Below are 25,148 nucleotides of genomic sequence, written 5' to 3' on the forward strand. Positions count from 1 at the left end.
ATACTGGCCGCGGGGCTGGTCCTCGCAGTGGCGATCCCCGTAGAGATGGGCGTGTACTCATCCCAGAACCTGCTGTCATGGTCGACCATACGCATATCGCTGCTCGTCGCCGTCCTGTGCGCCATGCTCGGAGCGGCACCGGTATGGGCCGCCTGTCTGCTGTTCGCGGTCTCAGGATACGCGTTGCTGTGGCTGTTCTCGCCGTTGACGACCATCATGATCGCCGCACTGACCTCCATAGCGGTCCTCTCGTTCGTCAAACCCCGCCTTGGAGCCGCTTCCGCACTGGCGGCCCTCGCAGCCCTCGCCGCGAACAACATGCAGAACAACCTCACCTCGTCGAACATCGTAGGCATGATCATCATGTGCCTATGCCCATTGTCGCTGGGGTTCAGTCTCAACCTGCTGTTCGCCCAACGGCAGGCGACCGCGACACTCAGGCAACGACTCGACCGCGAACACACGGCGCGTCACCTGCACGACACCATCAGCAACGACCTCGCCTACATGATCCTGCGCATCGACCAGGCAAGCCGCAGTGATTGCCCCGCCGATCGGGAGCAATATCAGCGCCAACTCACCGATCTGCGCGCCATCGCCGAAACGGCGCTCGACCACACCCACCAGGTGATACGACAACTTGAACGCACCGACAAACCAGACGATCGCAGCCGCATCGTCAAAACAAATAACGACGACAAAACCGACAGGAAAATCGAACAGCAGCGTGAACGGCTTGACGGCATCATTCAATCGCAACGACGTCGCCTTGGCGGCCTCGGATTCCAAGGTGACGACATCCTCGGGACGTTCGACCATCCACTGGCGGACGACATCCTCGACCTTCTCGAAGGACTGCTCAACGAACTGTACGCGAACATCGCCAAGCACGCCGCCCCGCACGAATGGTACGCCGTCACGATCTCCTTCGACCGGCGGCACGTCATCATTTCGGCAAGCGACGTACTAAAGGACGAAGCGGTACGGCTCGGACTCGGCAGCGGCCTCAAGAGATACCGAACCGTTATCGAATCCATGTCCGGGACGTTCGACATCACCGATGATTCCGACAACTGGAACGCGAACATCACCATTCCATTGTCTGTAACACGCCGGTAAAGGGAATGACGGCCTCCAGCTGCCAGTGGGCTTGTTCGGTGTCCGGCTGGCTTGCGCTGGTGTGTGTTCTTCGAGCGAGTCGATGACCTCGTGCGTGTGGCCCATGGCCCGGCTGGCGGCGTCGCGCAATTCGTCGAGCTGTTGCTGGTATTCGTGTTCGTCGGCGGGCATGCCGTCGGTCCCGGCGTGACCATCGGGACATCCAGCATGAGGATTACGCCCGTGACAAGCGCCGGCCACAGGAACCGGTCCGGGTGGAACATGCCGCCGACCAGGCCGGTAAGCACAGCCAGAGCCAACATGATATCGCGCACGGTCGCGGTGCCGGGGACCCGTGCCGCCATCGAGAACACGTACTCCGCGAGCACCGCCACGGACAATACGGCGCAGGACGCCGCGATCACCGGATGCCCGGCATGCCGCAGGCCAAGCCGGTCGGAAAGCCGGGGCAGAGCAGATCGTATCTGGCGCATGCGTCCAGCACCTCCTTGCGGCTGGCGACTCCCAGCTTGTCGGCCACGCGGTGCACGTACGTGAACACGCTGCCCGTCCCGCCGCTCCTGCGACGGATGCGCCGGCACACGTCAGCGCCCGTGTTTTTTCCCCAACGCCATATCCAACACCAGCGCATCCGGCCTGGTATGCGGGTTATGGCAGTGCTCGATCGCCACTGCGGGCGAACCCGTGCCCCCGCATGACATAAAAGTCCTTGGAAACGGCCGAGATCATCGCGCACATCGCATCCAGGGCGAACGGATCATTGTCCAATACGGGCGATACGGATCGACCGCGCCGCAGCCCCGGTCATGTTATCATGTCCCATGCCGCTCATCGTGGCCACGGTCGCAGCCGGACGAAACCTGCTGTCATGCGATTATTTGACACGATGTTGCGCTTGCGGGCGCGAACGGATTGAATTGGACTAACGGGTTTTATGTAGGGATGCCGAGGAGGACAACCATGAATCAGGGGAGGGCTCGACTGGAACGAATTCGGTGATGGAGGGCTTTGCGAAATCCCCGGTCAATCGATTTGCTGACTGGTTGGGATGGGGATTCGTCTTCCTCGGAGCGGGTATAGGAGCGTTTCTGGGTGTCGTCGCGTACGTTCAACACTGGATTAGCTGACGGCTTCGAATAGTTCTCCGACCGCTTCTCGGATTTGCCGGGTGGCATGAGGTTTTCGACCGCTCACGTAGTGGCGGCGACCTCACGCTAATCAGTAATACACACTTTGATCTAGCAGACCCTACGGCTAAGGCTAGGAGGCCGACGATGGGAAACCGCGTATGGAAAGGTGAACCTTCCGCCGGTGGCCGGGCCGGAACGATCATCGCTTTGGGCATCGCGGCGTTGGTAGTGGCGGGAGTATGGTTCGGATGGACTCGATACTAGGGCTATAGTCCGGTTTCGAATCTGTCGCAGACGTTCTCGATCTCATTTTCCGAGGATGCGCGGGCAATCGTCAGCAAGGACGAGGAAAGCTTTCATGGGGACGGATACCGGTACGTGAAGGTCGCCGCTGACCCAGAACAAGTCGACGGCACCATTCTGGACGGCAGGGATTACTCCAGTGGCCAACTGCCCCAGGAGAACATCCGCATAATCAAGGAAGCGGATGCGACCCTGCGATTGAACCTGGGAACACAGCTCGATGCGCTCTACGACCGGCCTCATAAGGAGATAACCAACGAGGGCGGCACGCTGATCATCATCCATGATGCCGATTCCTCGGAATGGCATTTCTTCGAATGCCTCGTCTGAAAGCTGAGCACTCCCGAAACATATGCGATTGTCCTGAAGAAGAGCCCAGACCAACCAAGCCCCGATTATCCAGATAAAAAGAAACCCCCAGTGCATCACGGCTGAGTCGAAGACCGTCCGGAGAGGCCCTTTGGGGGAATTCTCGATATATCATAATGAGCCATGAGCCGACAGTCAAATTCAACAACTGATTTCTTCTCACGGACTCCAAGGAAAGGAAGTCCGCGGGAGAAGGCGCTGCGCGCGTGCATTACCGATGAACGGCTTGCCACCTACAATTATGAGGCTCAAAGACGTTCATGCCCAGCGCTAGAGCTGTACCTGTGGGATCACGACATGGCCAGCGCCTGTATGGGCGACATCGCCATCCTCGAGGTCGCTCTGCGCAACCGCATGGACCGGCAACTCTCCCTCCTCGCTCTGGAGCAGAATGGCACTGAAGACTGGTATATGGCAGGGCTACAATTCGATGACCGAACCCAGTACCAGATTCGTGAAGCGTGGAACCATCTCACCCCGCACCAGCGAAAAAATCATACGCATGGCCATCTCATAGCGTCATTGACATTCGGATTTTGGCGCAATCTCTTGGAAGACGGCGGAACAATCCACACGAAGTGGCCAGACCAGCGCCGTGCAGATTATGAGAACGATTTATGGCGCAAAGGACTCGATAAGACATTCTCCAATGGGCGCCAGTATGCCCGTGCAGTGGAAGAACGCTGGACGAGAAAGTACGCGCTGGATATCGTAAAAACAGTGCATGCCCTGCGTAATCGGGTCGCTCACCATGAGCCGCTTGTCAACGGCATACCTCTGCCGGGTGAGAATCGACGGATTGCATTGGAGAATGCGACGCAGGCGTGCTTCGCTCTGGCGATGATCCTGGACCGAGACCTACACGCATGGTTGATGGATAACAGCAAGATGAAACTTGTGCTCGAACACGAGCTGAAGCCTAATGAATAGGTAGTGAGTATCGTTTTCGCCAATCATCTCTTCAGTGGGAATGGCAATGAGCTGCAGCGACACCAACAGATTCCTTAGGATCCGACACCGGCGCATCCGGCCTGGTATGCGGGTTATGGCAGTGCTCGATCGCCACTGCGGGCGAACCCGTGCCCCCGCATGACATAAAAGTCCTTGGAAACGGCCGAGATCATCGCGCACATCGCATCCAGGGCGAACGGATCATTGTCCAATACGGGCGATACGGATCGACCGCGCCGCAGCCCCGGTCATGTTATCATGTCCCATGCCGCTCATCGTGGCCACGGTCGCAGCCGGACAAAACCTGCTATCATGCGATTACTTGACACGATGTTGCGCTTTTGGCCATGCGCAGGTTGAATGGGATTGCGCCACGAAAGGATATCCCATGAACGATCTGCTGATTATCGACATGCTGCCCACGTACGGGCTGCTGTTCTACCTGCTGATCTCGGTATTCGTCTTCGTGGGATGCCGTGGTCTGCGCCGGAGGACCTCGGATCGTGGCCTGCTGCGTTTTGCCGTAGGCGCGTTCTTGGTTGTTTCCGCGCTCGGCGCCGTGTTCGCTGCGCTGGTGTATATCATGGCAGCGCCTTTGGCGCAGCCGGATATGGTCGACTTCTACCGCACGTACCGGCCAGGAGCTCTGATCTTCCTGCTGGGATTGTTCATCATACAATTTGTCTTCGGCGTCGCTGCCGTGTATCGGGGAAAGTAACCTGGTATATCCTGCGATAAACGCATTGGCAGACACTTGCTGCCTATCTGTAAACACACCCTAGATAAGGCTTGCGGCCGTTGGCCGAGCACAGTAGTAGTGTGGTCTGCTGTGTCAACAGGAGGAGTGTGACCAATGCGGCTGATTGAGACATGGCTGGCGGACCAGGAACGCGCGTTTGACTTGTTCGCGAAATTCCCGGCGGAGGAGACGGGATTCGAGAACCCAGCGGCCGGCATGAATCGTGAACGGTTCGCCGCATATGTGCGAGGGTTGCGTGATGAGTCGCTTGGCGTCGGCCTGCCGGACGGCTGGGTGCCAGCCACCAAATACATTCTCGTCAACGATGAGGGCGACTATGTGGGCATCTTCAACCTGCGTCACCGGCTCACCGACTTCCTGCGCAACGGTCCGGGCCACATCGGCTACGGTGTCGCCCGCGAATACCGCGGTCACGGCTACGCGACCGCCGGGCTCAAGCTCACGCTTGCCAAGGCCCGCGAGCTCGGCATCAAGGAGGCTTACCTGAGTATCCACAAAACCAATCCGGCAAGTCTTGCGGTGCAGCAGCATTGCGGCGCACGTATCGACCATGAGGACAAGACGGAATACTACACACGCATCGCCACCTGCACGGAGAGCGATGGCCTCTATGCGCGAGGCGATTGACGGCGCCTCTTGCGTGTAAATGGCCGATTATCAATCGGTTTTAATCGATTTCGCCTCGGTCGATAAAGTCGCCGTCGAGGAACCAATAATCGTGCGGATTTCCGCGTAACGCCATGAACGGCGTCAGTTCCACGCCCTGCGCCGCGGTTTTGCTCAGCAGATAGGCGCGGATAATCCACGGATACCATCGCCGGCGACTTCAATGGCGAAGATTTCGTCAAGCCACTGTGACGGAAGATTGGGGCTGCCGTTCGACCGCAAATTTCCTGTAAGCAGCTCTACAACCCGCAAAACTCTAATAATGTTGCATTGGCGCCTTAATCATCCATAGTTAAGGCACCAACAACATACGATTCACTTACCCACGCAGCCATCCGACGATGGTTGGGATAGATTGTTCGGCGAAGCGGTCTATGGCGTCGGCGGTGACGTAGGCGTGGGCGGTGAGGCGCAGGTACAGTTCGCCGTCGAACTGGGTGACCGCGACTTCGGCGTGCAGTTCGTTGAGGATTCGGTCACGGAATACCGGGCATAGGGCGTCCAGTTCCTGCGGCGTGCGGTTTCCGTGGGGCAGCTTCACCAGGCGCATGGCGGGGGAGGGAATGCGCACCGGCGACGCGCAGTCCTCGCCGCCGACCTCGCTGGCCGCCTTGGATACCCGACGCTCCGCGTAATCGGCAAGATCGGACATGTACCGGCGCACGACATCCCAGCCCCACAGGCGCTCGATATCACGCAAGGACTCGGGCGCGGCGATCGGACCGCATAAATCCTGGGTGCCTTGCTCGTCGAATCGCTCCGGGAACGGGTCGGCGAAACCCCACGAGTCGATCAGCGGCCACAAATCCTGACCATCCTGACCGCCTTCGGGCGGAATCACCAGCAATGCCGTGCCACGCGGCGCACACGGGAACTTATGAAAATTGCCGACCCACCAATCGGACTGCAGTCCGCCGACCGGATCGGCCAGTTGGGCGGGAGCGTGCGCGCCATCAACCAAAATGCGGATGCCGCGGCGATGGGCTTCGGCAGCGATGCGCTGGGCCGGAAACAGCATAGCGGTGGCGGAAGTAATCTGGTCCAACACGATGAACGACGTACGCTCGCTCATCTGCGCGGTCACGGCGCCGACCACACCATTCTCGTCGGCGTCAATGGTAACTGGTGCATCTCCCTCATCCATGCGAATGATACGAATCGCCTTTCATCCCAATGATTTCGCTCTCGTGGCCGATACCCGCGTGCCGTCATGTTCCGTACCTTGGAATCAGAAGTCGAGAGATATGGTCCGAAACCGAATGGAGCGGACCGAAGCAGGGAGCATTGAAGATGGGATTTCTCAAGAACTTTTCCGAACCGTTTGCGTTCGCGCTGGCATTGTGGCCGTTTGTGTCCATGCTGCTGACGGTGCCGGTGCTGGCGTTGCTGTATCACCGCGACAATCGCATCCGACTGTCGTCGGCCATAGTGGCGTATGGCACGGTGCTGTACCTGCTCGGCCTGCTGTGCTTCACACTGTATCCGATGCCGGCCGATGCGGCAGCCTATTGCGCCGCGCACCATCTGACGCCACAGCTCAACCCACTGCAGTTCATCGGCGACATCCGTACCGATGGTCTCACCGCCGTACTGCAAATCGCGTTTAATATCGTGTTCTTCCTGCCGTTGGGCTTCATCATGGGCCGCATATGGCGCTGGCCGCTGCTGGTTACCGCAGTACTGTCGTTCGCCACGTCGCTGTCTCTGGAGACGATGCAGCTGACCGGCCTCATGGGCGTGTTCCCGTGCGCCTACCGTCTGTTCGACGTGGACGATCTCCTGTGGAACACGACCGGCGCGCTGATCGGATTCGCGCTGGCCATGCTTTCGCTGCGCTTGATTCCGGCGCGGGTCGCTGATATGACGCCGACCACCACACCTGGCTTCATGAGGCGGCTGATCACGTTCATCATCGACATGACGCTGATCGGGTTCGCCGTGATGCCGACGCATCTGTTCGTCATGATCGTCCGCTCAAACCTGCCCTCGGGCTCCAACGGCTCATGGCAGTCGATGGAACCGTTCGACTGGACCGGTTCGATCCTCTTCCTGGCGGCGCTCATCCTCTTCGAGGGCGTGGTGCCATGGTTGCGCGGCGGCTGCACGTTCGGCGGCAGTTTCACGCACATGACAGTGGAAACCCGGCCGCGAGAAGGCTGGCGGCGTGCGGCGTTCTATGTGGCGCGTATGGCGACGCTAATCATCGTGCTGCCATGGCATAGCGGCGGATTCAATCTGCTGGTGTTCATCGGCCTCGGCATCTTCTGGCTGGTCAAGCATCAGATGCCGTACGACCTCATATAAGACCGGCGCTCCGCCGTCTGGCGTTACAGGGAAACCTCCGACCATCGTTCGGGAGTCGGAATGCTGCGCAACGGGCCGGCCAACGATACGACCAATCCCGTCACGGCGCAGGCTACGGCCACGGCCATCACCGCCGTGAAACCGAGATACGGCTGTTGCAACAGCCAGCCGACCATCGCCGGGCATGCCGCGCCCAGTATGCCGACCGTGGTTTCGAATACGGCGGAAGCCCGCCCCTGCATGTTGTCGGGTGTCTTGCCGTAGAGAAAGCCCAGCAGGCCGGCATTCAACGCGGGGAACGGCAGGCCGGCCAGAATCTGGCAGATCAGGATGGCCGCGTAGCTTTGCACGAACAGCAGCGGTACTTGGCTGACCACGAACAACGCAAGCGCGCCCGCAATCAGTTTCCCTGTGGGAACCATATCGACCAGCTTGTTGGCCAACAGCGAGCCGACCAACGTGCTCACGCCCATTGCCGTGCCGAGCAGTCCGATCATGACCGCGCTGGTGCCACGGGCGGCCAGCATGATCTGCGCGCCGGTGATGCTGGCCACGCAGGCGATGTTCACCATTGCGCCAAGCATGATTGCGGATAGGAAAACTCGCTTGGTCAGGGCCCATCGCCAGCCTTCGACCAAGTGCGTCAGGAATGAAACGTTGGGGGAGTGCGTCGCTGCATGTTGATTAGACGTCATGATCGTTTCGTTTGCGATAGGTGCTTCAGACATGACCGATGCGTCGGAGGCGGAAGATTCGGCGTCGGCTGGAGAATCGGTTTTGGCCGCTTCGTTGGCAGCATGGCCCAGTGATAGTTGTCCGGCCGTGACACCGGCGATGCCATACAGGATCGTCGAAACCAGGAACGGGCACCAAGCGCTGACGGTGTAGAGGAATCCTCCGATAATGCCGGACGATAGTTCCACGCACGATTCGCGGGTTTCGCGGATGGCTTGGGCTTTGGCGAAACGGTCCATAGGCACGATGGATTTGAGCATTGCGTCGTTGGACGGGCCGAGCAGCCCGTTCATAATGGCGAACAGTGCGATGCATAGCGCGAACATCGGCGTGTTCATCACGCGCGAGGCGAGCAATGCCATGGCGATGGCGGACAGCCCAGTGCCGATGACACCCAGCAGAATCATCATCCGTCCGCGATCGTGACGGTCAGCCAGCGTGCCGCCAAATGGCAGCAGCAACAGTCCGATGGCCGATTCCAAGGCGACGATGATGCCGGCGATGAATTCCGAGCCGGACAGTTGCAGGGCCAAAAGCGGTATAACGAATGCACGCAGACTGACGGCGAGTACGTCGGTGGTGTCTGCCGCAAACCACAGCCGGTAGCTGCGAGCGCGCCACAATGATGGCGAGGCGGAAGTCGCGTTGGCGCTGTGGCCTGGAGATGGATTTGAAGACGATGGGGGATTGGCGTTTATTGACATGATGACTCGTTTCATGAATCATGCCGTATTCGAAGTTCTACACGCGTCACGTATCACGTGCGCATGGCCCTGAAAGTAAGGCGCGATGACAACGCGACGCGCGAGTACAGGTGAAACTCGAATATGACGAAATGTACAGGTTATGGAAATGGCATAGCAGAAGCACCGTGGGTCTGAACGGCGACCACGGCTTAGCGCGACGAGTCACCGCGTATTAGCTGTCTGCGAACGACACCAACACCTTGTACATAACAATGCCCCTTTGCAAAAACCAAACTCCAATTATTGTACCAGTTCGAGCATGGAACCCGGGGTCACTGGGCACAACATAATCGGCCATCAATGGTTTCTCGGCTTCGAGGGGCTGATTTTGCTCGTTGGAGACATCTACTTGGCTTTCGAGGGGCTGCTCGAACGCCAAACCGCAAGTATAGACGGCTTTGTGGCAACGACATGACGCCATTTCGGAGCCTTGTCTACTTGGGCATCAGCCCCTTGAAACGCGAGTAGACCTCTGGCAAACGTCGAATCAGCCCCTCGAAACCGAGTTAGGCGCTCTTTTCGCGTTTGCGTTGGCGTTCGAGGGCGTAATAGGCCGCGTAGCAGCAGGCGACGAACGGAATCATGCAATACAGGGTCGAACGTTGCGTCTCATCGAGTACCACGAGCACAAGCGCGCCGATGCACATCACGATGGCCAGCCACGGCAGTACCGGGAAACCGGGCGCGCGATAGCCGAGCTCATCGGCGCTGTGCCCGTCCCGCTCCCATTCGCGCCGGAAACGGATATGGCACACGCATACGGAGAACCACACCACCAGCGTCGCCAAACCTGACACGGCGACCAGCACCAGATACACAGTCGAAGCGGCGATCACGGAAGACAGCAACGCCAGCAGTGAGCCCGCCATGCTGAACAGCACGGCCCACATCGGCACGCCACGGAAATTCGTCTTAGCAAAACGTTCGGGAATCAGCCGTTCCTTGGCCAGCGACCACACCATGCGCGAACACACGTACAGGCCGGAGTTCGCGGCGGAAAGCACAGCCGTGAGCACCACGAAGTTCATGATGTCGCCGGCGAACGGCATACCGATTGATTGGAACACCAGCACGAACGGGCTCGTATCCACGCCGGCCTGATGCCAGGGGATCAAGGACGCCATCACCAGAATCGAGCCGATGAAGAAAATTGCCAGACGCAGCACCGTGGTGTGCACGGCTTTGGGAATCGCGCGCGATGGATCTTTGGTTTCGCCGGCCGCCACGCCCACCACTTCGGTGCCGGAGAACGCGAACACCACGGTCAGCAAAGTCGAGAAAATAGGTGCGATGCCGCTCGGGAACCAGCCATCGGCCACGAAGTTGCCCAGCAACGGCGCGGAAGCATGGCCGGCAATCGGTATAGAGCCGAAGATTGCCAGCAGGCCGATCACAATGAACGCGATGATGGCGAACACTTTGATTGACGCGAACCAGAACTCCGCCTCACCATATAGCCGCACGGACATGATGTTGAGCGCGAACACCACCGCAATGAACACGGCCGACCACACCCAGGACGGCGAATGAGGAAACCACCGTTGCATCAACAGCCCTGCCGCCGTGAACTCCGAGGCGAGTGCCACCGCCCAGTTCAGCCAATACAGGATGGCGATGGTGAATGCGGTGCCGGGTCCGATGAATCGCTTCGCATACATGTGGAAGCTGCCGGCATACGGCATGGCCACGGACAGCTCGCCCAGCGAGACCATTACACAGTAGACGAGCAAGGAACCGACCGCGTAGGCGAGGATCGCGCCCAAAGGTCCGGCCTGATGAATCGTGTAACCGGAGCTGACGAACAGGCCGGTACCGATTACGCCGCCCAGGGAGATCATCGTCAGGTGGCGCGACTCCATTTTCCGTTCGAGGCCGGTGTCGTCCTTGGGATTGCCGGCTGACGCCATGCTTAGGTCTCCTTCGGTCAGATGGTCGGATGGTCAGAGGGTTGTGCCTCATGTCGGTTGTGCGGGCTGCACTCGATGCTGCCTACCATATGATAGCGGTAGATGAAACGGCTCATGAAAGGCGGAAGTGAAATGACGGGTTTGCTTATCGGATCGCATTTGTCGACGGCTGGCGGCTGGAACGAGCTGCTGAAACGCTCCCATGAGGAGGGCGGCACCGCGTTCGCGTTCTTTCCGCGATCTCCGTATGGCAAACGTTCCAAGGCGCTCGACCTGGCCGGCGCGGCGGTGTTCGGCGCACAGCTCAGGGCCGAAGGCTATGGGCCGTTGGTCGTCCATGCGCCGTACGTCTACAATCTGGCCGGCAAGGATGAGGCCAAGCGCGCATTCGCCATCGAGGCGCTGGCCGAGGATATCAAGCTGCTGACCGCCATCCGCGAGACCGGCCAGGAGGTGTATATCAACATTCATCCCGGCGCGCATATGGGCCAAGGCGCCGAGACCGGCTGCCGGCTGATCAGCGAGGGACTGAATCAGGTGTTCGAGCGCGCGGCCGGCGTCATGGTGCTTCTGGAGACCATGGCCGGCAAAGGCACGGAATGCGGCCGCAATTTCGATGAGCTCGCCACGATCATGGATGGCGTGGAGAATAAGGCGAACGTCGGCGTCACGTTCGACACCTGCCATGTGTTGGATGCCGGATACGACTTGGTGAACGACTACGACGGCGTGATGCGCCAGTTGGATGAGGTGATCGGCTTGGCCAAGGTCAAGGCGATTCACGTGAACGATTCGCAGTTCGGCCTCGACTCGCATAAGGATCGTCACGCCAACATCGGGGAGGGCCAGCTCGGCATCCCGTTTTTCACGCGACTGGTCAACGACCCGATCATGGCCAAGCTCCCGATGATCCTCGAAACCAAGGAGCAGACGCCCGCCACGCATCGCGACGAGATCGAGTTGTTGCGCGGATTGGTGCAAAAGTAGTCGTAGTCGACCAATGTCGAGCAGAAGAGACCTGTTTTTGACTGAGGGCCATACGAGGTTAGCTATCAGCGGGGCGTTGATTGATCCGTCTTCATATACAGCTGCATAGCCGGTTCCAGCTGCAAGAGCTCAAAACAGACGCATGGGTTCGGTGGAATCCAATGGCTGAATAAGACGTTTGCCATCGCTGTTCAGTGGCGCGACTTCGTGAAATTGCAGACGCCGGGAAAGCATGGTACCCGCTTCCCGCATGGAATCTAACAGTGCGGCTCCGTCAACGGAGCGGTCCAGCCATGAGGCAACCATATTCCGAGGAACCAGCAGGGGCATGCGATCATGCACCTTGACGAACTCGTCCGCGGCAGGACAGGTGATGATGGTTGCGGTCAGCTGCCATGGCGATGCGGGAGACGACCTCCACCATGAGTACAGGCCGGCCAAAGACAATAGTTCATCATGTGGCGCGTGAAAATAGAACGGCCTGCGACCTTTCCATTCGTAGTAGCCGGAAGCGGGGATGATGGCTCGCATGGATTTTGTGGATTCGGCGAACGCCGGCTTGACATGCGCAGACTCCACACGCGCATTATATGTGGGGTAGCTCAGCACTTTGCTGGCGCTCCATCGCGGCACCAGCGACCAATAGGCACCGGTCAGATGACGGCGGCCATCCTTGCCCTGTGCCACCACGCCAATGTTCTGCGTGGGTGCGATGTTGTAGGAAGGCTGTGGCAGAGTGTCAACGCGCACGTCATCCTCGTCTACCGCGAACTGTGAGGCCACGGCATCCCAATCCAAATCAAGCGCGAATCTCCTGCACATGCGCCCAGTCTATGCCATCAATGGAATCAATCCCAGGCCGTATGACCGATATTCATGGCGATCTTCCTTTTGTTGGCCGCTCTGGTTCCGTAGCGATACGAACCAACGAGGAATAGCCCAGAATGTAGGACGCACAAGGCAATAAGAGCAGGGCGTGACCTAGAGTGACGCATGATCGCATACCAACAAAGGGAGGACCATGTCGGTTTTAGACGAATTGGTGGCGGGCGCACTGGAGGACCAGCAAACCCGCGAGCTCACCGTGTCTCTTGAGGATGTGAAGAAGGCCGCGCTGGCGGCCCCGGCTCCGATTGACGCAACACGATGGCTCAAGCGCGCCGATGGCATCCCGGTGATCGCCGAAATCAAGCGCGCGTCCCCGTCCAAGGGCCACCTCTCCGACATCCCGGACCCGGCCGCGCTGGCCCGCGAATACGAGAGGGGCGGTGCAAGCGCCATTTCCGTGCTCACCGAAGGCCGCAGATTCCTCGGTAGCCTCGATGATTTCGACAAGGTTCGCGCCGCCGTGCATATTCCGGTGCTGCGCAAGGACTTCATCGTTACCGACTACCAGATCTACGAAGCCCGCGCCCACGGTGCCGATTTGGTGCTGCTCATCGTCGCCGCATTGGACGACGCCCAGCTCAAACACCTGCTGGATTTGGCGCACGAGTTGAGCATGACCGTGCTGGTCGAAACGCACACCCGCGAGGAGATCGAACGCGCATGCCAGGCCGGCGCCAAGGTGATCGGCATCAACGCGCGCAACCTGAAGAACCTCAAGGTGGACGTGAACAAATACAACGAACTCGCGGCCGATCTGCCCGATGACGTCATCAAGGTGGCGGAATCCGGCGTATTCGGCGCGGTCGAGGTCGAAGACTACGCCCGCGCGGGAGCGGACGCGGTACTGGTCGGCGAGGGCGTGGCCACCGCCGACGATCATGAACTCGCAGTGGAACGACTAGTAAAGGCAGGAGCACAAGTGAAAGCATCCGAAACCACCCCGTTGAGCGAACATCAGGGACCGTATTGGGGTCAGTTCGGCGGCCGCTATGTGCCCGAGGCCCTCATCACCGCCCTCGACGAGCTTGAGCGCGTCTACACGCAAGCCAAGGCCGACCCCGAATTCCACAAGGAATTCATGACGCTCCAGCAGCGTTACGTGGGCCGCCCGAGCCCGCTGACCGAAGCTCCGCGCTTCGCCGCACTCGTCAAGGAGAAGACCTGCCTCGACGCCCGTATCTTCCTCAAGCGCGAGGATTTGAACCACACCGGTGCGCACAAGATCAACAACGCGCTCGGACAGGCCTTGCTCGTCAAGCGCATGGGCAAGACACGCGTGATCGCCGAAACCGGTGCCGGCCAGCACGGCGTGGCCACCGCTACCGTGTGCGCCATGCTTGGCCTCAAGTGCCGCATCTACATGGGCCAGATCGACGCCCGCCGCCAGGCCCTGAACGTGGCCCGCATGCGTATGCTCGGCGCCGAAGTGGTCGAGGTGACCCTCGGCGACAAGATTCTGAAGGATGCCATCAACGAGGCCCTGCGTGACTGGGTCACCAACGTCAAGGACACGCACTACCTGCTCGGCACCGTCGCAGGCCCGCACCCGTTCCCGGCCATGGTGCGCGACTTCCAGAAGATCATCGGCGAGGAAGCCAAGCAGCAGCTTCAGGACTGGTACGGCATCGACCATCCGGACGCGATTTGCGCTTGCGTGGGCGGCGGCTCCAACGCCATCGGCGTGATGAACGCCTTCCTGGACGATGACCGCGTGAACCTCTACGGCTACGAAGCCGGCGGCAACGGCCCCGAATCCGGCCAGCACGCCATCCGCTTCGCCCCCGGCACCGGCCAGCTCGGCATGTTCCAGGGTGCCAAGAGCTACCTGCTGGAAACCGACGAAGGCCAGACGCTCGATACCTACTCGATCTCTGCAGGCCTTGACTACGCTTCCGTGGGGCCAGAGCATGCATGGCTCAAGGACATCGGCCGCGTGAACTACAGCTGGGCCACCGATGAGGAGGCCATGAACGCCTTCCGCGACCTAAGCCAGAGCGAGGGCATCATCCCCGCCATCGAAAGCTCGCACGCCGTGGCCGGCGCGTACAAGGCCGCCGCGGATCTGAAGGCCAAGGGCTATAACAAGGCCGTGATAATCGTGAACATCTCCGGCCGGGGCGACAAGGACATGGCCACCGCCGGCAAGTGGTTTGGCTACCTGACCGACGATCAGGCCGCCGCGCTCGATGTGGCCGGCGCCCACGGCGACACCGTCGCCTGACAAGAAGAGGAGATTGTTGATTATGACCAACGAAGCAACCACGCCGTCCGGCCAGCCGCTGGGCATCAGCCACAAGCCCAGCAAGTCGGGCGCTATGTTCACCAAGTTCAAGGCCGAGAACAAGCCCGCCTTCATCGGCTACCTGCCCTATGGCTTCCCCAACCCAGACGTCTCGCTTGACGCCTTCAAAACGATGGTCGAGCACGGCGTCGACGCCGTGGAAATCGGCCTGCCGTACTCCGACCCGGTCATGGACGGCCCGGTCATCCAGGCTGCCGCCTCCATCGCCCTGAACAACGGCGAGACCATCAAGCGCGTGTTCGAGGCCGTCGAAACCGTGGCCAACGCCGGCGGCGTGCCGCTCATCATGAGCTACTGGAACCTCGTGTACCACTACGGCGTCGAGCGCTTCGCCCGCGACTTCGAGAACGCCGGCGGCGCCGGTCTCATCACCCCGGACCTTATCCCGGACGAGGCGGGGGAGTGGATCGAAGCCTCCGACCGCCACGGACTCGACCGCATCTTCCTGGTCTCCCCGGACTCGTCCACCGAGCGCCTCGAAACCGTGGCCCGCAGCGCGCGCGGCTTCGTGTACGCGGCCGCCCGTATGGGCGTCACCGGCGAACGCGCCACCATCGACGCCTCGCCCGAACTCCTCGTGGAACGTACCCGTCAGGCCGGTGCCGAGAACGTGTGCGTGGGCATCGGCGTGTCCACCGCCGAACAGGGCGCCAAGGTCGGCTCCTACGCGGACGGCGTCATCGTCGGCTCCGCGCTCGTGCACACCCTGCTCGCGGACGACAACAAGACCGCACGCGACCCGAAGGAAGGCTTGAAGCTGCTCGCCGCCAAGAGCGAGGAACTGGCCGAAGGCATCCACAACGCACGCTAAGACCTGCCGCCCCTAGAATCAGGGTGTATTCGGCACCTGCTTCCGTCATGGATTGCCGCATGCGCCCTGGTAAAGGGATTATCCGCCATCGAAGCCATCGAGGAAAAGCTTGGACCCTGAGGCTCGACACATATGAAACGAGTACGCTGTCAAAGCGTGAGGCGTTCCTCGAGTCCCGGCTTCCATGCGGTAGTATGGCAGGCGGCATTAGCGAATACGAGTAAGTGAGGCACGATGAATCTGGCCTATATCCCCTCGCCGACCTTCTCTAAATTCCAGGTCGGCCCGTTTACCATCCACATGTATGCAATCTGCATCCTGATTGGCATCTGCGTGGCTGTGTGGATCCTCGCCACGCGCTGGAAGCGCTACGGCGGCACCTTCGACCAGATTCTCGACACCACGCTCGTCACCGTGCCCTGCGCTCTGGTGGGCGCACGCCTTTACCACTGCATCACCACGCCGGCCGACTACTTCCCGCCCACCGGCAACCTGATCAATATCCTCAAGGTGTGGGAAGGCGGCATGGCCATCTTCGGCGGTATCTCCGTGGGCACGCTGGTGGCGTTCCTATGGTGCCGCCACAAGCATTACCCGTTCGCGATCTTCGCCGACGCCATCGCCCCCGCGCTGCCCGTGGCCCAGGCCATCGGCCGACTCGGCAACTGGTTCAACCAGGAACTCTACGGGTGGCCCACCACCCTGCCTTGGGGTCTGAAACTCAACGACGCGGACGCCATCGGCAAATCCGAAATCTGCTATTCCGGCGCTGAGTGCCCCGACTACAAAACCACCCTGTTCCACCCCACATTCCTGTATGAGATGATCTGGAACCTCATCGGCGCCGCGATCATCATCTACCTTGGCCATAAGCTCGCCGACCGCCTTAGGGCTGGCCAGCAGTTCGCCATGTACCTGATGTGGTACGGACTGGGCCGCACCTGGATCGAAAACGTGCGCATCAACTACTCCACAGTGATTCTGGGGTTGCGCACCAACGTCTGGACCGCCATCATCGTCTTCGTGATCGGCTGCATCCTGTTCGTCGTGCTCTACCAGCATGGCCCTGACTCCAAGGTACAGGCCCGGCAACTTGCGGCGGTCACCGCCGACGAACTCGAACGCCAGAGCATCGAAGAAGAACGACTGCGCCAGAAGAAAGCCCAGCGCGGCAATATGCAATAAGTAACACTGGAAAGAACAGCGTCCAAACAGCACGAAACACGGGGCTCCAAGTCCCATTGCACAGATAAGGTAGGAAACCATGAGCAATATCGCAATCGCACCCAGCATCCTGTCCGCTGATTTCTGCAACCTCGAACGTGACCTCAAGGCCATCTCCAATGCCGATTTGGTTCACGTCGACGTGATGGATCATCATTTCGTGCCGAACCTGACCCTTGGCGAGCCCATCGTTGGCCGCATCTGCGAGGTCACCGACCTTCCCGTCGACGTGCACCTGATGATCGAGGATCCGGATCGTTGGGCCCCCGAATACGCCAAGCTCGGTGCCGCTTCGGTCTCCTTCCACATGGGTGCCACCCATGCCCCGGTACGTCTGGCACGCCAGCTGCGCGAAATGGGCTGCAAGGCGAGCTTCGCCGTGCGTCCGGCCGAACCGGTCGAGCCGATTTTCGACATCCTCGATGAGTTCGACATGGTGCTCATCATGACCGTGGAGCCCGGCTTCGGCGGCCAGAAGTTCCTCGACAACCAGATGGCCAAGGTTCGCCGTCTACGCGACGAAATCACCCGTCGCGGACTGAAGACCCGCATTCAGGTCGACGGTGGCGTGAGCCCCAAGACCGCGCACATCGTGGCCGAAGCCGGCGCCGACGTGCTCGTGGCCGGTTCCGCCGTATATGGCGCTGAGAACCCCGCCCAGGCCGTCGATGACATCCGCGCCAAGGCCGAGGCCGCGTTTAAGGCCTGAGCCGCAGCGCGCCCATTACCCCAGTAGAAGCAACAACGAAAAGATAATCATGAAGACGTTTGAATCCCTGTTCGCCGAACTGTCCGAAAAGGCCAAGATCCGTCCCGAAGGCTCCCTGACTGTCGATGAGCTCGACAAGGGCACCCACTTCATCGGCAAGAAGATCATCGAAGAGGCCGGCGAAACCTGGATGGCCGCCGAGTACGAGGGCGCGGATCGCACCGCCGAAGAGATGAGCCAGCTGCTCTACCATGTTCAGGTCATGATGATCAAGCACGGCCTGACCCTCGAGGACGTCTACAAGCACCTGTGATCGCCGTTCCGCGGCCGCAGAACACTGAACCAAGCACAAGGGATTCGCTGGCAATTCCGCCGGTAATCCCCACAAAACGCAGTAACCGCAGCGCATCGAACTCCCAACAGGGGAGAGGAGCATTCATGCTGAGAATCGCAGTGCCCAACAAGGGCATGTTGTCAGAACCCGCGTGGAACATGCTGGCCGAGGCCGGCTACCGTTTGCGCACCAATCCGCGTCAGCTCGTCGTCCAGGACGAAGACAACGGCATCGAGCTGTTCTACCTGCGTCCGTTGGATATCGCGGTGTACGTGGGTCGCGGTGCCATTGACGTGGGCATCACCGGACAGGATCTGCTGAAGAATTCCGGCACCGCCGCACTCGAGCACATGCCGCTCGGCTTTGGCTCCTCCACATTCCGCTTCGCGGCTCCGAACGAATCCCCGATCACCACTCTGGAAGACATTCAGGGCAAGCGCGTGGCCACCACCTTCGACAAGCTGGTGCATGACTACCTCGTCGAACACGGTATCGAAGCTGAAACCATCCACCTGGACGGCGCCGTGGAGTCTTCCGTGCAGCTGGGCGTGGCCGACCTTATCGCCGACGTGGTCTCCACCGGTACCACGCTGCGCAACGCCGGTCTGCGCGTTTTTTCCGACCCGCTGATGCACTCCGAAGCATGCCTGATTCGCTCTCCGCGTCTGGACGAGAAGGACTCCCGTCTCGCCGTACTCACCCGCCGTCTGCAAGGCGTGCTGACCGCACACCAGTACGTGCTTATGGATTACGACATCCCCGTAAGCAAGGTGTCTGCAGCCGTGGCCGTGACCCCCGGTTTTGAGAGCCCCACTATCTCTCCGCTGCACGACAAGCAGTGGAACGCCGTGCGCGTCATGGTGCCCAAGGCCGAGGTCAACCAGCTGATGGACGATTTGTACGAAGTCGGTGCTCGAGGCATCATCGTCACCGCATTGCAAGCCTCTCGCATGTAAACCATGTAGACTATTTGTCGATATGACAGACCACAAACTCAGCAGCAGATACAGTCCAGAGGCGCGTGACCTGTATTTCACTGTGCCGAATCTGATCAGCGCGTTGAGAATCATCTCGATTCCATTCATCTCCGCGCTGATCTCTCGGCATGAGATGATTGCGGCGTTGGCGCTTATCGCCATCTCCTCCGCTTCTGACGGACTCGATGGCATCATCGCGCGCAAATTCAACCAAGTCAGCAAAATCGGGCAGATTCTTGACCCGGTAGCCGATCGCCTGTTGATTTTCTGCTCGATTTTGGCTCTCGGCGTCGCCGGCGTCATCCCCTGGTGGATGCTGATCATTGTGGGTTTGCGCGACTTGTGGATGGCAATTCAGGTGCTGTGGCTTGCCCAATATGGATATGGTCCGTTGCCGGTGCATTTCGTGGGCAAAGCGGGCACCGCATTATTGATGATTTCCATCGTCGGCCTGATTTTCGCTGATCTTGGCACCAACGCCTTCTTCCACCTGCTCTATCTTGCCGCGCTTGCCGCAGGGATTTGGGGCATTGCCATGTACTGGTTGGCCGGATATATCTACACCAAGCAAGGTGTGAGCTTGTTGCGCAAGGAATTGGAGGAGCGGCATGGAGCCTGATTCCACAGCGCCGGTCTCATTCCCCGTACCAGAGGAGAATGAGCCAGTACGCCGTCGTGCCATTTTTTCCCGTGCATTTCGGTCTGTGAAATCCCACCATGCGTTGTCTCCCAATGATGCCACGGCCGTTCGCGGACGCCGTCGCCGTAAAACCAACGATGATTCCCTGCAACTCATCGACGATCTCGTGAACCGTCCGATGGATCCCATGTTCTCCGATTCGAGACTGGTCCATGAGCAGCGATCTGTATTTTCCATCTGGTTCAATCGCATTATCGTTTTCCTGATTTGCGTCGGTGTCGGGTTTGCGGGGTGCCTGTTCGTCCAGCAGCTGCAGTCCGATCCGCGCAAACAGGTGCGTCAGACGTTGGCCGACCAACTCGAAAACCGCAATGCGCAAATCGAACAGCTCACCAAAGATGTGAATGCAGTCAAGGCCCAAGTTGACGAGCAGTCGAAGAAGGTCTCCGGAAAGGTCAAAAGCGACACGCTGATTCAGGATGAATTGGTCACCGGTGCCGTGGCCGTCACCGGTGAAGGCATCACCATGACATTGGCCGATCCTATTGCGGCGAGCCAGTCCGACCAATCCACCTCCACCAGAGTGGGTACCACCAGCAAGATTCGCGTCGTCACGGATCTTGATTTGCAGCAGCTGGTATCGCTGATGTTCCAAAATGGAGCCGAAGCCATCTCCATCAACGGCAATAGGCTCGGTGCACAGACCTCCATCCGTAAGGCGGGTGGACATATTCTCATTGGCGTGAATGCCATCGAAAGCCCGTACACCATTGAAGCCGTCGGAGACAAGAACACGTTGGCCGAAGCTATGGGATCAAAGAATCTAGCAAGCCTGTACGATTCCTTCAAACAAGCAGGTATTTATCCGCAGGTAAACAAGTCCAATTCGATTACACTTGAGGCAGCAGTGGCTGGCGAAACCCAATACGCAGAGAGGAACGAATAATGGCAGCCGTCCTAGGTCTGATTATCGGCGTGGTAATCGGTGTGTTTGTCAAGCCGGACATTCCGGTCGTCTTGCAACCCTATCTGCCGATTATGGTGGTGGCCGCCATCGACGCACTGCTGGGCGCTGCACGCGCGTACTTTGAACGAAGCTTCTCTGACCGTGTATTCGTCATATCGTTCCTGGCCAACGTGCTGACGGCAACCTTGCTGGTGTTCCTCGGCAATCAGCTTGGCGTCGGCTCGCAGCTGCAGACCGCCGTCATTGTAGTGCTCGGCATCCGTATCTTCTCCAACGTGTCCGCCATTCGCCGGTTCATCTTCCGAGGCTGATATGGTACGAAGAGCTAAATCAAACAACATGCTGGACAAAATGCATGACCAGCATGCCCAAGATAAGGCGAACGACCGCATGGAAACCGGTTCGTTCCCCACTATACGCAAAAAGCCGCGTAAGAACCTGAACCGGAATTCCGATCGTTCCCGACTGATATCGTCGATCTTCATCATGCTGATGTGCGCATTGCTGGGCTTTGCCTACATGAGTCAGATCAACAACACCAAATCCACCTATGAAACGATGGATGAGAACGAGTTGGTTCGTCTGCTCAACGAGTCGAACACGCAGATATCCAACCTCGAGCAGCGCAAAACCCAGCTGACCAGCCAGCTGAACTCGTTGAAGTCGGCTGCCAACGAGCAGGAACAGGCGCGTAAGATCGCCAAGCAGAACGAGGAAACCAGTGGTCTGATTTCCGGCCGGCTCCCAGCCAAGGGCAAGGGTATTACGGTTACGGTCAGCCGCGGTTCGACATCCAGAATCGACGCTTCGATCATGTTCAACCTCATCGAGGAGCTGCGCAATGCCGGCGCCGAAGTCATTGCCATCAACGAGGTTCGCGTTGTCACATCGACCTATATTCAAGATGCTGACGAAGGGCTGATTTCCGATGGCACGGCCATCAAACCTCCGTATGTGGTCAAGGCCATCGGCAATCCGCAGGAGCTTTCCAACGCAGTTGACATCGCCGGGGGAGTGGGTGCCCAGCTGCAGGTCAAGTATGGAGCTAATGTTAATGTCGAAGCCTCCGATAACGTCATTATTGATGAAGTGCGTGAAGCTACGCAAAATAAGTATGCAAAGACGGTAGAATAGGAAGCTATGACTGATCCGATTCCTAGCGCAGGCGAAACCACCATCATTGGATTGCCTGCTATTAACGTATTGCCCGTTACCGCAACCGGCGACCGTCCTCTGACTCAGGAGGATTTGGACACCATTACACGCCTGTCCGAGGGGACGGCGTTGCTTATCTCGACCAGGGGAGCGGTGTCTGGTTCGCGGTATCTGCTTGATGAGGATGAAATCACTGTTGGTCGCGATCCCCGAGCGGATATTCTGCTGGACGATTCCACCGTATCCCGGCAGCACGCCGTGTTCCGCCGGGTCAATGGCCAGTATTCCGTTATCGATGCCGGAAGCCTCAATGGCACTTATGTGAACCGTCAGCGCGTTGATCAGGCGGTGCTTAAAAACGGCGATGAAATCATGATTGGCAAGTTCCGTCTGGTGTTCTTCACGAAATCTGCCTTTGTCTCCCAATAACCGACACATTATGTGGGGTTACACTTGGTGAAGAATTGCAATCGTGTGATTACACCAGTGTGAGTTAGGGGAGCCGAGATGAGCCGGACCGAGCTGCATCTTCATATTCCGCTTGATGAGCGTGAAGATCTCAATGATGGCGCTATCCAGGGGGAGTTGTTCGCCAACGCCGATTCCGAGGAAATCAAGCGTGGATATCGCGGTACCGTGGCATCCAAGGTTGCGGGCATCACGTATCGTCAGCTCGATTACTGGGCACGCAAGCAGATTGTCGAACCGTCCATCACGCCATCGCACGGATCCGGTTCCCGTCGTTTGTATTCGTTCAAGGACGTGGTGATTCTGGCCGTCTCCAAGAAGCTGCTGGATGCCGGCGTGAATCTGCAGAACGTGACTGCAGCCATCGGCTTCCTTACCCAGCACACCACCGATCAGCTGGCCAACGTGACCATCATGTGCGACGGCCAGAACGTGCACGAATGCACGACCAGCGAGCAGATGCTTGAGCTGCTGCAAAGCGGCAAGGCCGTGTTCGCCGTGTCGGTCGGCTCACTGTGGCATCAGATTGAAACCGCTCTGGAGGATGAGGATTACGTCGATCTTGATGACAAGCCGATGACGGTTTCCATGAATCGTCCGATTGACGAATTGACCGCCATGCGTATGCGCAAGAAGCTTGAGGCGCAGCGTCTACAGCGTGAGGCCGCTTGATTTCGCAGCAGGTTTGTATGATGGCGACTTGCCGGGTTTCCGGCAGGTCGTTTTTTCATTATGGGCGTGCAATGTATGGGCGTGCAATGATCGAGTAATCTTGCAGAACACAGTGCTGAAGGATTGATGCAATGGGTATAGTCATTGGGTTCCTGCCAATCGTGCTCTGGCTCGTCGCCGTCATTATGGCCGTCGCCATTATCACGTTCACGATAGGTCGAGGCCACATATTCACGCCGCGGGCAAAGCGTCCGGCGACTGAGCCGGTTGACTGGTCCATGGTCAAAATGCATTTTCTGTCGTTTGTAATGGCGCTGATACCGTTTCCTATCTTCGTTTTTCTCGCGGATTCCATGGATGTGCGTCTGAGAGATTTCTGCGACGCAGCGCAGTTGCCCGCAGCTGTCATCGTATTCGTTCTGGTGTTGCTGGAGAACGTCGCCATGTATTTCCAGGCGCGCAACGCTTCGGAGACTGCAATGGATCGGCGTATTGGTGCCTCTGTACGTAAGAACGACGATGACACTGGAATCCGATAATGTACGTTATGTCAGATTAGTTATCCTTGACGAGGATTCAGTCGCCTGTATCAACTAGTCCACGCATACCAGGCCGACAGCCAAAGGAGCACTGGAGCGACCACTGCAATTGCAAGAATCGCCGTGCCTTTCAGCCAATCCTTGTCATTTCGCTTCCAGTGGAATGCTCGCCAAATGAACCATATCAGCATGGGAATCTCATACAGCGACAGCAACGGCAAACCGATGAAAACCAGGTCGAAGCCCGCGGCGCAGTCTTCATCGCATCCCATCATGAAGAAATCCTCGCCGTTGTGTTTCAGTGCGTTTGGAAATAACGGTTTACGGCTTCTTCGATCTGCTCGGGCTTCTCGATGATCTCGTAAACGCCGTGTTCTTCCATCTCGCCGGCCGGGGCGTAACCCCAACGGCAGCCGATGGTGTCCAGCCCGCAGGCGTGTGCGCCATCGATGTCGGTGTAGCGATCGCCGATCATCACGGCCTTATCCCCTGCCGAAGCATCAAAACCGATTTTGTCAAAGCAATAACGGATGACCTGATCCTTATCCAAGCGAGAGTTGTCCTTGGAAGCGCCATAAATGCCATCCAGCAATTCGGCCAGATGGAAATGCTCACAGATCGGAACGCATTGGTACTCGGGCTTGCAGCTGGCCAACGCCAGATAATAGCCGTCGGCACGCAGCTTGAGCAGCTGTTCGCGGATACCGGGAAACACGACGTTCACCAAGCGGCCGGGAACTTTGTTGCCGGGCTCGTTCGGATCATCGAACACGGCGCGATCCGCATAGTAGCTGCGGTAGATGATGACCGCCCGGTCAAGCTCCTCCTCCGGCACATGGTTGCGTCGCAGCGATTCGATGATGGCCGGACCAATGAAACGATGCAGCTCGGCATCGTCGGGAACCGGGCGACCCAATTCCTCGAACGTCTTGATGACGGATGCGATGATGCCGCCGTCGGACTTGGTAAGCGTGCCGTCGAGGTCCAGCAGGACCACGTTCCTCGGATGCTGTGCCATATGAGGTCCACTCCCCTGTTTCACTATGGTGTTCATGTTCGCAAGATTGCTTCAGCAATGATTATGCCCAGTCGGTTTGACTGGGCATCAAGTTCACGTGTTGTTGGCTCACTCGTAATCGGGAATCCAACCGTCGCGGTGCATCTGCAGACGCTTCTCGAGCAGCGTGGCGAGCTCCTCCTCGCTACGACGCTCCAGCAGCATGTCCCAGTGCGTACGGGTCGGCTTGGTGATCTCATCGGCCTCACGGTCGTCATCGCCTTCGCGATGGGCCACGGAACCGCAGCGGCATTCCCACTCGTCAGGAATCTCGGCACCTTCCGCAAACGGCAGAATAGTGCGGTGACCCTTAGGGCACACATACGCCACATCGTTTCGCGCGGCGAAATCCACGTTGTCATCGGACTCCAGCGATTTCGCGCCGATGCTCATGCCCCTGAGGCTACGTTCTGCCATATTGGCATCCT

At 58.9% G+C, this 25,148-nt stretch carries 27 protein-coding genes and 1 pseudogene; 20 read left to right on the forward strand and 8 right to left on the reverse strand.

The genetic code is table 11. The features are described 5' to 3' along the window. Nucleotides 1–45: 45 nt before the first annotated feature. The 5 genes from NBH12_RS05705 (at nucleotide 46) to NBH12_RS05725 (ending at nucleotide 5,259) form a co-directional block, all read left to right on the forward strand. The gene (locus NBH12_RS05705; protein WP_007056270.1) at nucleotides 46–1,119 is read left to right on the forward strand and encodes a histidine kinase; all 1,074 of its coding nucleotides are present in this window, start codon (nucleotides 46–48) and stop codon (nucleotides 1,117–1,119) included. A gap of 1,508 nt (nucleotides 1,120–2,627) precedes the next feature. Next, nucleotides 2,628–2,882 carry a hypothetical protein gene (locus tag NBH12_RS05710; RefSeq protein WP_003829406.1) on the forward strand — a complete coding sequence of 85 codons (255 nt, stop codon included), beginning with the start codon at nucleotides 2,628–2,630 and terminating at the stop codon, nucleotides 2,880–2,882. 162 nt (nucleotides 2,883–3,044) lie between these two features. Further along, nucleotides 3,045–3,851 (forward strand): Abi family protein, encoded by an 807-nt coding sequence (locus NBH12_RS05715; RefSeq protein WP_080649269.1) that lies wholly within the window; start codon nucleotides 3,045–3,047, stop codon nucleotides 3,849–3,851. A 409-nt stretch (nucleotides 3,852–4,260) separates the two neighbouring features. Next, on the forward strand, nucleotides 4,261–4,590 hold the full coding sequence (locus NBH12_RS05720; protein ID WP_016462930.1) for a hypothetical protein: 330 nt from the start codon (nucleotides 4,261–4,263) through the stop codon (nucleotides 4,588–4,590). 135 nt (nucleotides 4,591–4,725) lie between these two features. Next, on the forward strand, nucleotides 4,726–5,259 hold the full coding sequence (locus tag NBH12_RS05725) for a GNAT family N-acetyltransferase (RefSeq protein WP_250819262.1): 534 nt from the start codon (nucleotides 4,726–4,728) through the stop codon (nucleotides 5,257–5,259). A 40-nt stretch (nucleotides 5,260–5,299) separates the two neighbouring features. Here the strand turns inward: NBH12_RS05725 and NBH12_RS05730 are convergent. Beyond that, nucleotides 5,300–5,443 (reverse strand): annotated as a pseudogene (locus tag NBH12_RS05730) (DUF2316 family protein); the annotation flags it as partial. A gap of 174 nt (nucleotides 5,444–5,617) precedes the next feature. Next, a complete protein-coding gene (locus tag NBH12_RS05735; protein ID WP_250819263.1) occupies nucleotides 5,618–6,442 on the reverse strand; it encodes an aminotransferase class V-fold PLP-dependent enzyme in 825 nt (274 codons plus the stop codon). A 146-nt stretch (nucleotides 6,443–6,588) separates the two neighbouring features. Between NBH12_RS05735 and NBH12_RS05740 the strand changes: the two genes are divergently transcribed. Further along, nucleotides 6,589–7,602 carry a VanZ family protein gene (locus tag NBH12_RS05740; RefSeq protein WP_250819264.1) on the forward strand — a complete coding sequence of 338 codons (1,014 nt, stop codon included), beginning with the start codon at nucleotides 6,589–6,591 and terminating at the stop codon, nucleotides 7,600–7,602. Between the two features lie 23 nt (nucleotides 7,603–7,625). Here the strand turns inward: NBH12_RS05740 and NBH12_RS05745 are convergent, their stop codons facing one another. Together NBH12_RS05745 and NBH12_RS05750 are read right to left on the reverse strand one after the other, a co-directional pair. After that, a complete protein-coding gene (locus NBH12_RS05745; protein WP_350448262.1) occupies nucleotides 7,626–9,056 on the reverse strand; it encodes an MFS transporter in 1,431 nt (476 codons plus the stop codon). 533 nt (nucleotides 9,057–9,589) lie between these two features. After that, the gene (locus tag NBH12_RS05750; protein WP_250819265.1) at nucleotides 9,590–10,990 is read right to left on the reverse strand and encodes an amino acid permease; all 1,401 of its coding nucleotides are present in this window, start codon (nucleotides 10,988–10,990) and stop codon (nucleotides 9,590–9,592) included. Between the two features lie 132 nt (nucleotides 10,991–11,122). Here NBH12_RS05750 and NBH12_RS05755 point away from each other — a divergent pair, with 132 nt between their 5' ends. Continuing rightward, a complete protein-coding gene (locus NBH12_RS05755; RefSeq protein WP_250819266.1) occupies nucleotides 11,123–11,977 on the forward strand; it encodes a deoxyribonuclease IV in 855 nt (284 codons plus the stop codon). A gap of 129 nt (nucleotides 11,978–12,106) precedes the next feature. Here the strand turns inward: NBH12_RS05755 and NBH12_RS05760 are convergent, their stop codons facing one another. Further along, complete coding sequence (locus tag NBH12_RS05760) at nucleotides 12,107–12,799, reverse strand: SOS response-associated peptidase (RefSeq protein WP_003829395.1); 693 nt, start codon at nucleotides 12,797–12,799, stop codon at nucleotides 12,107–12,109. 199 nt (nucleotides 12,800–12,998) lie between these two features. Between NBH12_RS05760 and NBH12_RS05765 the strand changes: the two genes are divergently transcribed. The 13 genes from NBH12_RS05765 (at nucleotide 12,999) to NBH12_RS05825 (ending at nucleotide 23,663) form a co-directional block, all read left to right on the forward strand. Then, nucleotides 12,999–15,086 carry a bifunctional indole-3-glycerol phosphate synthase/tryptophan synthase subunit beta gene (locus tag NBH12_RS05765; protein ID WP_052786989.1) on the forward strand — a complete coding sequence of 696 codons (2,088 nt, stop codon included), beginning with the start codon at nucleotides 12,999–13,001 and terminating at the stop codon, nucleotides 15,084–15,086. A 22-nt stretch (nucleotides 15,087–15,108) separates the two neighbouring features. Beyond that, nucleotides 15,109–15,978, forward strand: coding sequence for a tryptophan synthase subunit alpha (gene trpA / locus NBH12_RS05770; protein ID WP_250819267.1), 870 nt, complete (start codon nucleotides 15,109–15,111; stop codon nucleotides 15,976–15,978). A gap of 234 nt (nucleotides 15,979–16,212) precedes the next feature. After that, nucleotides 16,213–17,163, forward strand: a complete 951-nt coding sequence (gene lgt, locus NBH12_RS05775; protein WP_003831816.1) for a prolipoprotein diacylglyceryl transferase — start codon at nucleotides 16,213–16,215, stop codon at nucleotides 17,161–17,163. A 79-nt stretch (nucleotides 17,164–17,242) separates the two neighbouring features. Beyond that, on the forward strand, nucleotides 17,243–17,911 hold the full coding sequence (gene rpe / locus NBH12_RS05780; RefSeq protein ID WP_003831817.1) for a ribulose-phosphate 3-epimerase: 669 nt from the start codon (nucleotides 17,243–17,245) through the stop codon (nucleotides 17,909–17,911). A 49-nt stretch (nucleotides 17,912–17,960) separates the two neighbouring features. Next, entirely contained in the window at nucleotides 17,961–18,224 is a 264-nt protein-coding gene (locus NBH12_RS05785; RefSeq protein WP_003829389.1) for a phosphoribosyl-ATP diphosphatase, read from the forward strand. A gap of 125 nt (nucleotides 18,225–18,349) precedes the next feature. After that, nucleotides 18,350–19,201, forward strand: coding sequence for an ATP phosphoribosyltransferase (gene hisG / locus NBH12_RS05790; RefSeq protein WP_003831818.1), 852 nt, complete (start codon nucleotides 18,350–18,352; stop codon nucleotides 19,199–19,201). A 22-nt stretch (nucleotides 19,202–19,223) separates the two neighbouring features. Beyond that, entirely contained in the window at nucleotides 19,224–19,841 is a 618-nt protein-coding gene (locus NBH12_RS05795) for a CDP-alcohol phosphatidyltransferase family protein (RefSeq protein ID WP_003831819.1), read from the forward strand. After that, nucleotides 19,831–20,808, forward strand: coding sequence for a DUF881 domain-containing protein (locus NBH12_RS05800; RefSeq protein WP_250819268.1), 978 nt, complete (start codon nucleotides 19,831–19,833; stop codon nucleotides 20,806–20,808). The genes NBH12_RS05795 and NBH12_RS05800 overlap by 11 nt, the downstream gene beginning before the upstream one ends. Next, entirely contained in the window at nucleotides 20,808–21,140 is a 333-nt protein-coding gene (locus NBH12_RS05805) for a small basic family protein (RefSeq protein ID WP_003829384.1), read from the forward strand. The genes NBH12_RS05800 and NBH12_RS05805 overlap by 1 nt, the downstream gene beginning before the upstream one ends. Before the next feature lies 1 nt (nucleotide 21,141). After that, complete coding sequence (locus NBH12_RS05810; RefSeq protein WP_015438816.1) at nucleotides 21,142–21,963, forward strand: DUF881 domain-containing protein; 822 nt, start codon at nucleotides 21,142–21,144, stop codon at nucleotides 21,961–21,963. A gap of 6 nt (nucleotides 21,964–21,969) precedes the next feature. Next, nucleotides 21,970–22,413, forward strand: coding sequence for an FHA domain-containing protein (locus tag NBH12_RS05815; protein WP_003829382.1), 444 nt, complete (start codon nucleotides 21,970–21,972; stop codon nucleotides 22,411–22,413). Between the two features lie 78 nt (nucleotides 22,414–22,491). Beyond that, nucleotides 22,492–23,124, forward strand: coding sequence for a MerR family transcriptional regulator (locus tag NBH12_RS05820; RefSeq protein WP_003829381.1), 633 nt, complete (start codon nucleotides 22,492–22,494; stop codon nucleotides 23,122–23,124). A gap of 131 nt (nucleotides 23,125–23,255) precedes the next feature. Beyond that, a complete protein-coding gene (locus NBH12_RS05825) occupies nucleotides 23,256–23,663 on the forward strand; it encodes a hypothetical protein (protein WP_021649012.1) in 408 nt (135 codons plus the stop codon). Nucleotides 23,664–23,713: 50 nt separating this feature from the next. Here the strand turns inward: NBH12_RS05825 and NBH12_RS05830 are convergent, their stop codons facing one another. From NBH12_RS05830 to NBH12_RS05840, 3 genes are all read right to left on the reverse strand, one after another. Further along, nucleotides 23,714–23,938, reverse strand: coding sequence for a hypothetical protein (locus NBH12_RS05830; protein WP_014483727.1), 225 nt, complete (start codon nucleotides 23,936–23,938; stop codon nucleotides 23,714–23,716). Between the two features lie 23 nt (nucleotides 23,939–23,961). After that, nucleotides 23,962–24,681, reverse strand: a complete 720-nt coding sequence (locus NBH12_RS05835) for an HAD family hydrolase (RefSeq protein ID WP_025299833.1) — start codon at nucleotides 24,679–24,681, stop codon at nucleotides 23,962–23,964. A 108-nt stretch (nucleotides 24,682–24,789) separates the two neighbouring features. Continuing rightward, complete coding sequence (locus tag NBH12_RS05840) at nucleotides 24,790–25,137, reverse strand: RNA polymerase-binding protein RbpA (RefSeq protein WP_003829377.1); 348 nt, start codon at nucleotides 25,135–25,137, stop codon at nucleotides 24,790–24,792. Between the last annotated feature and the right edge of the window lie 11 nt (nucleotides 25,138–25,148).

It is taken from the genome of Bifidobacterium sp. M3-N-101, assembly GCF_023656805.1.
GTDB lineage: Bacteria > Actinomycetota > Actinomycetes > Actinomycetales > Bifidobacteriaceae > Bifidobacterium > Bifidobacterium breve.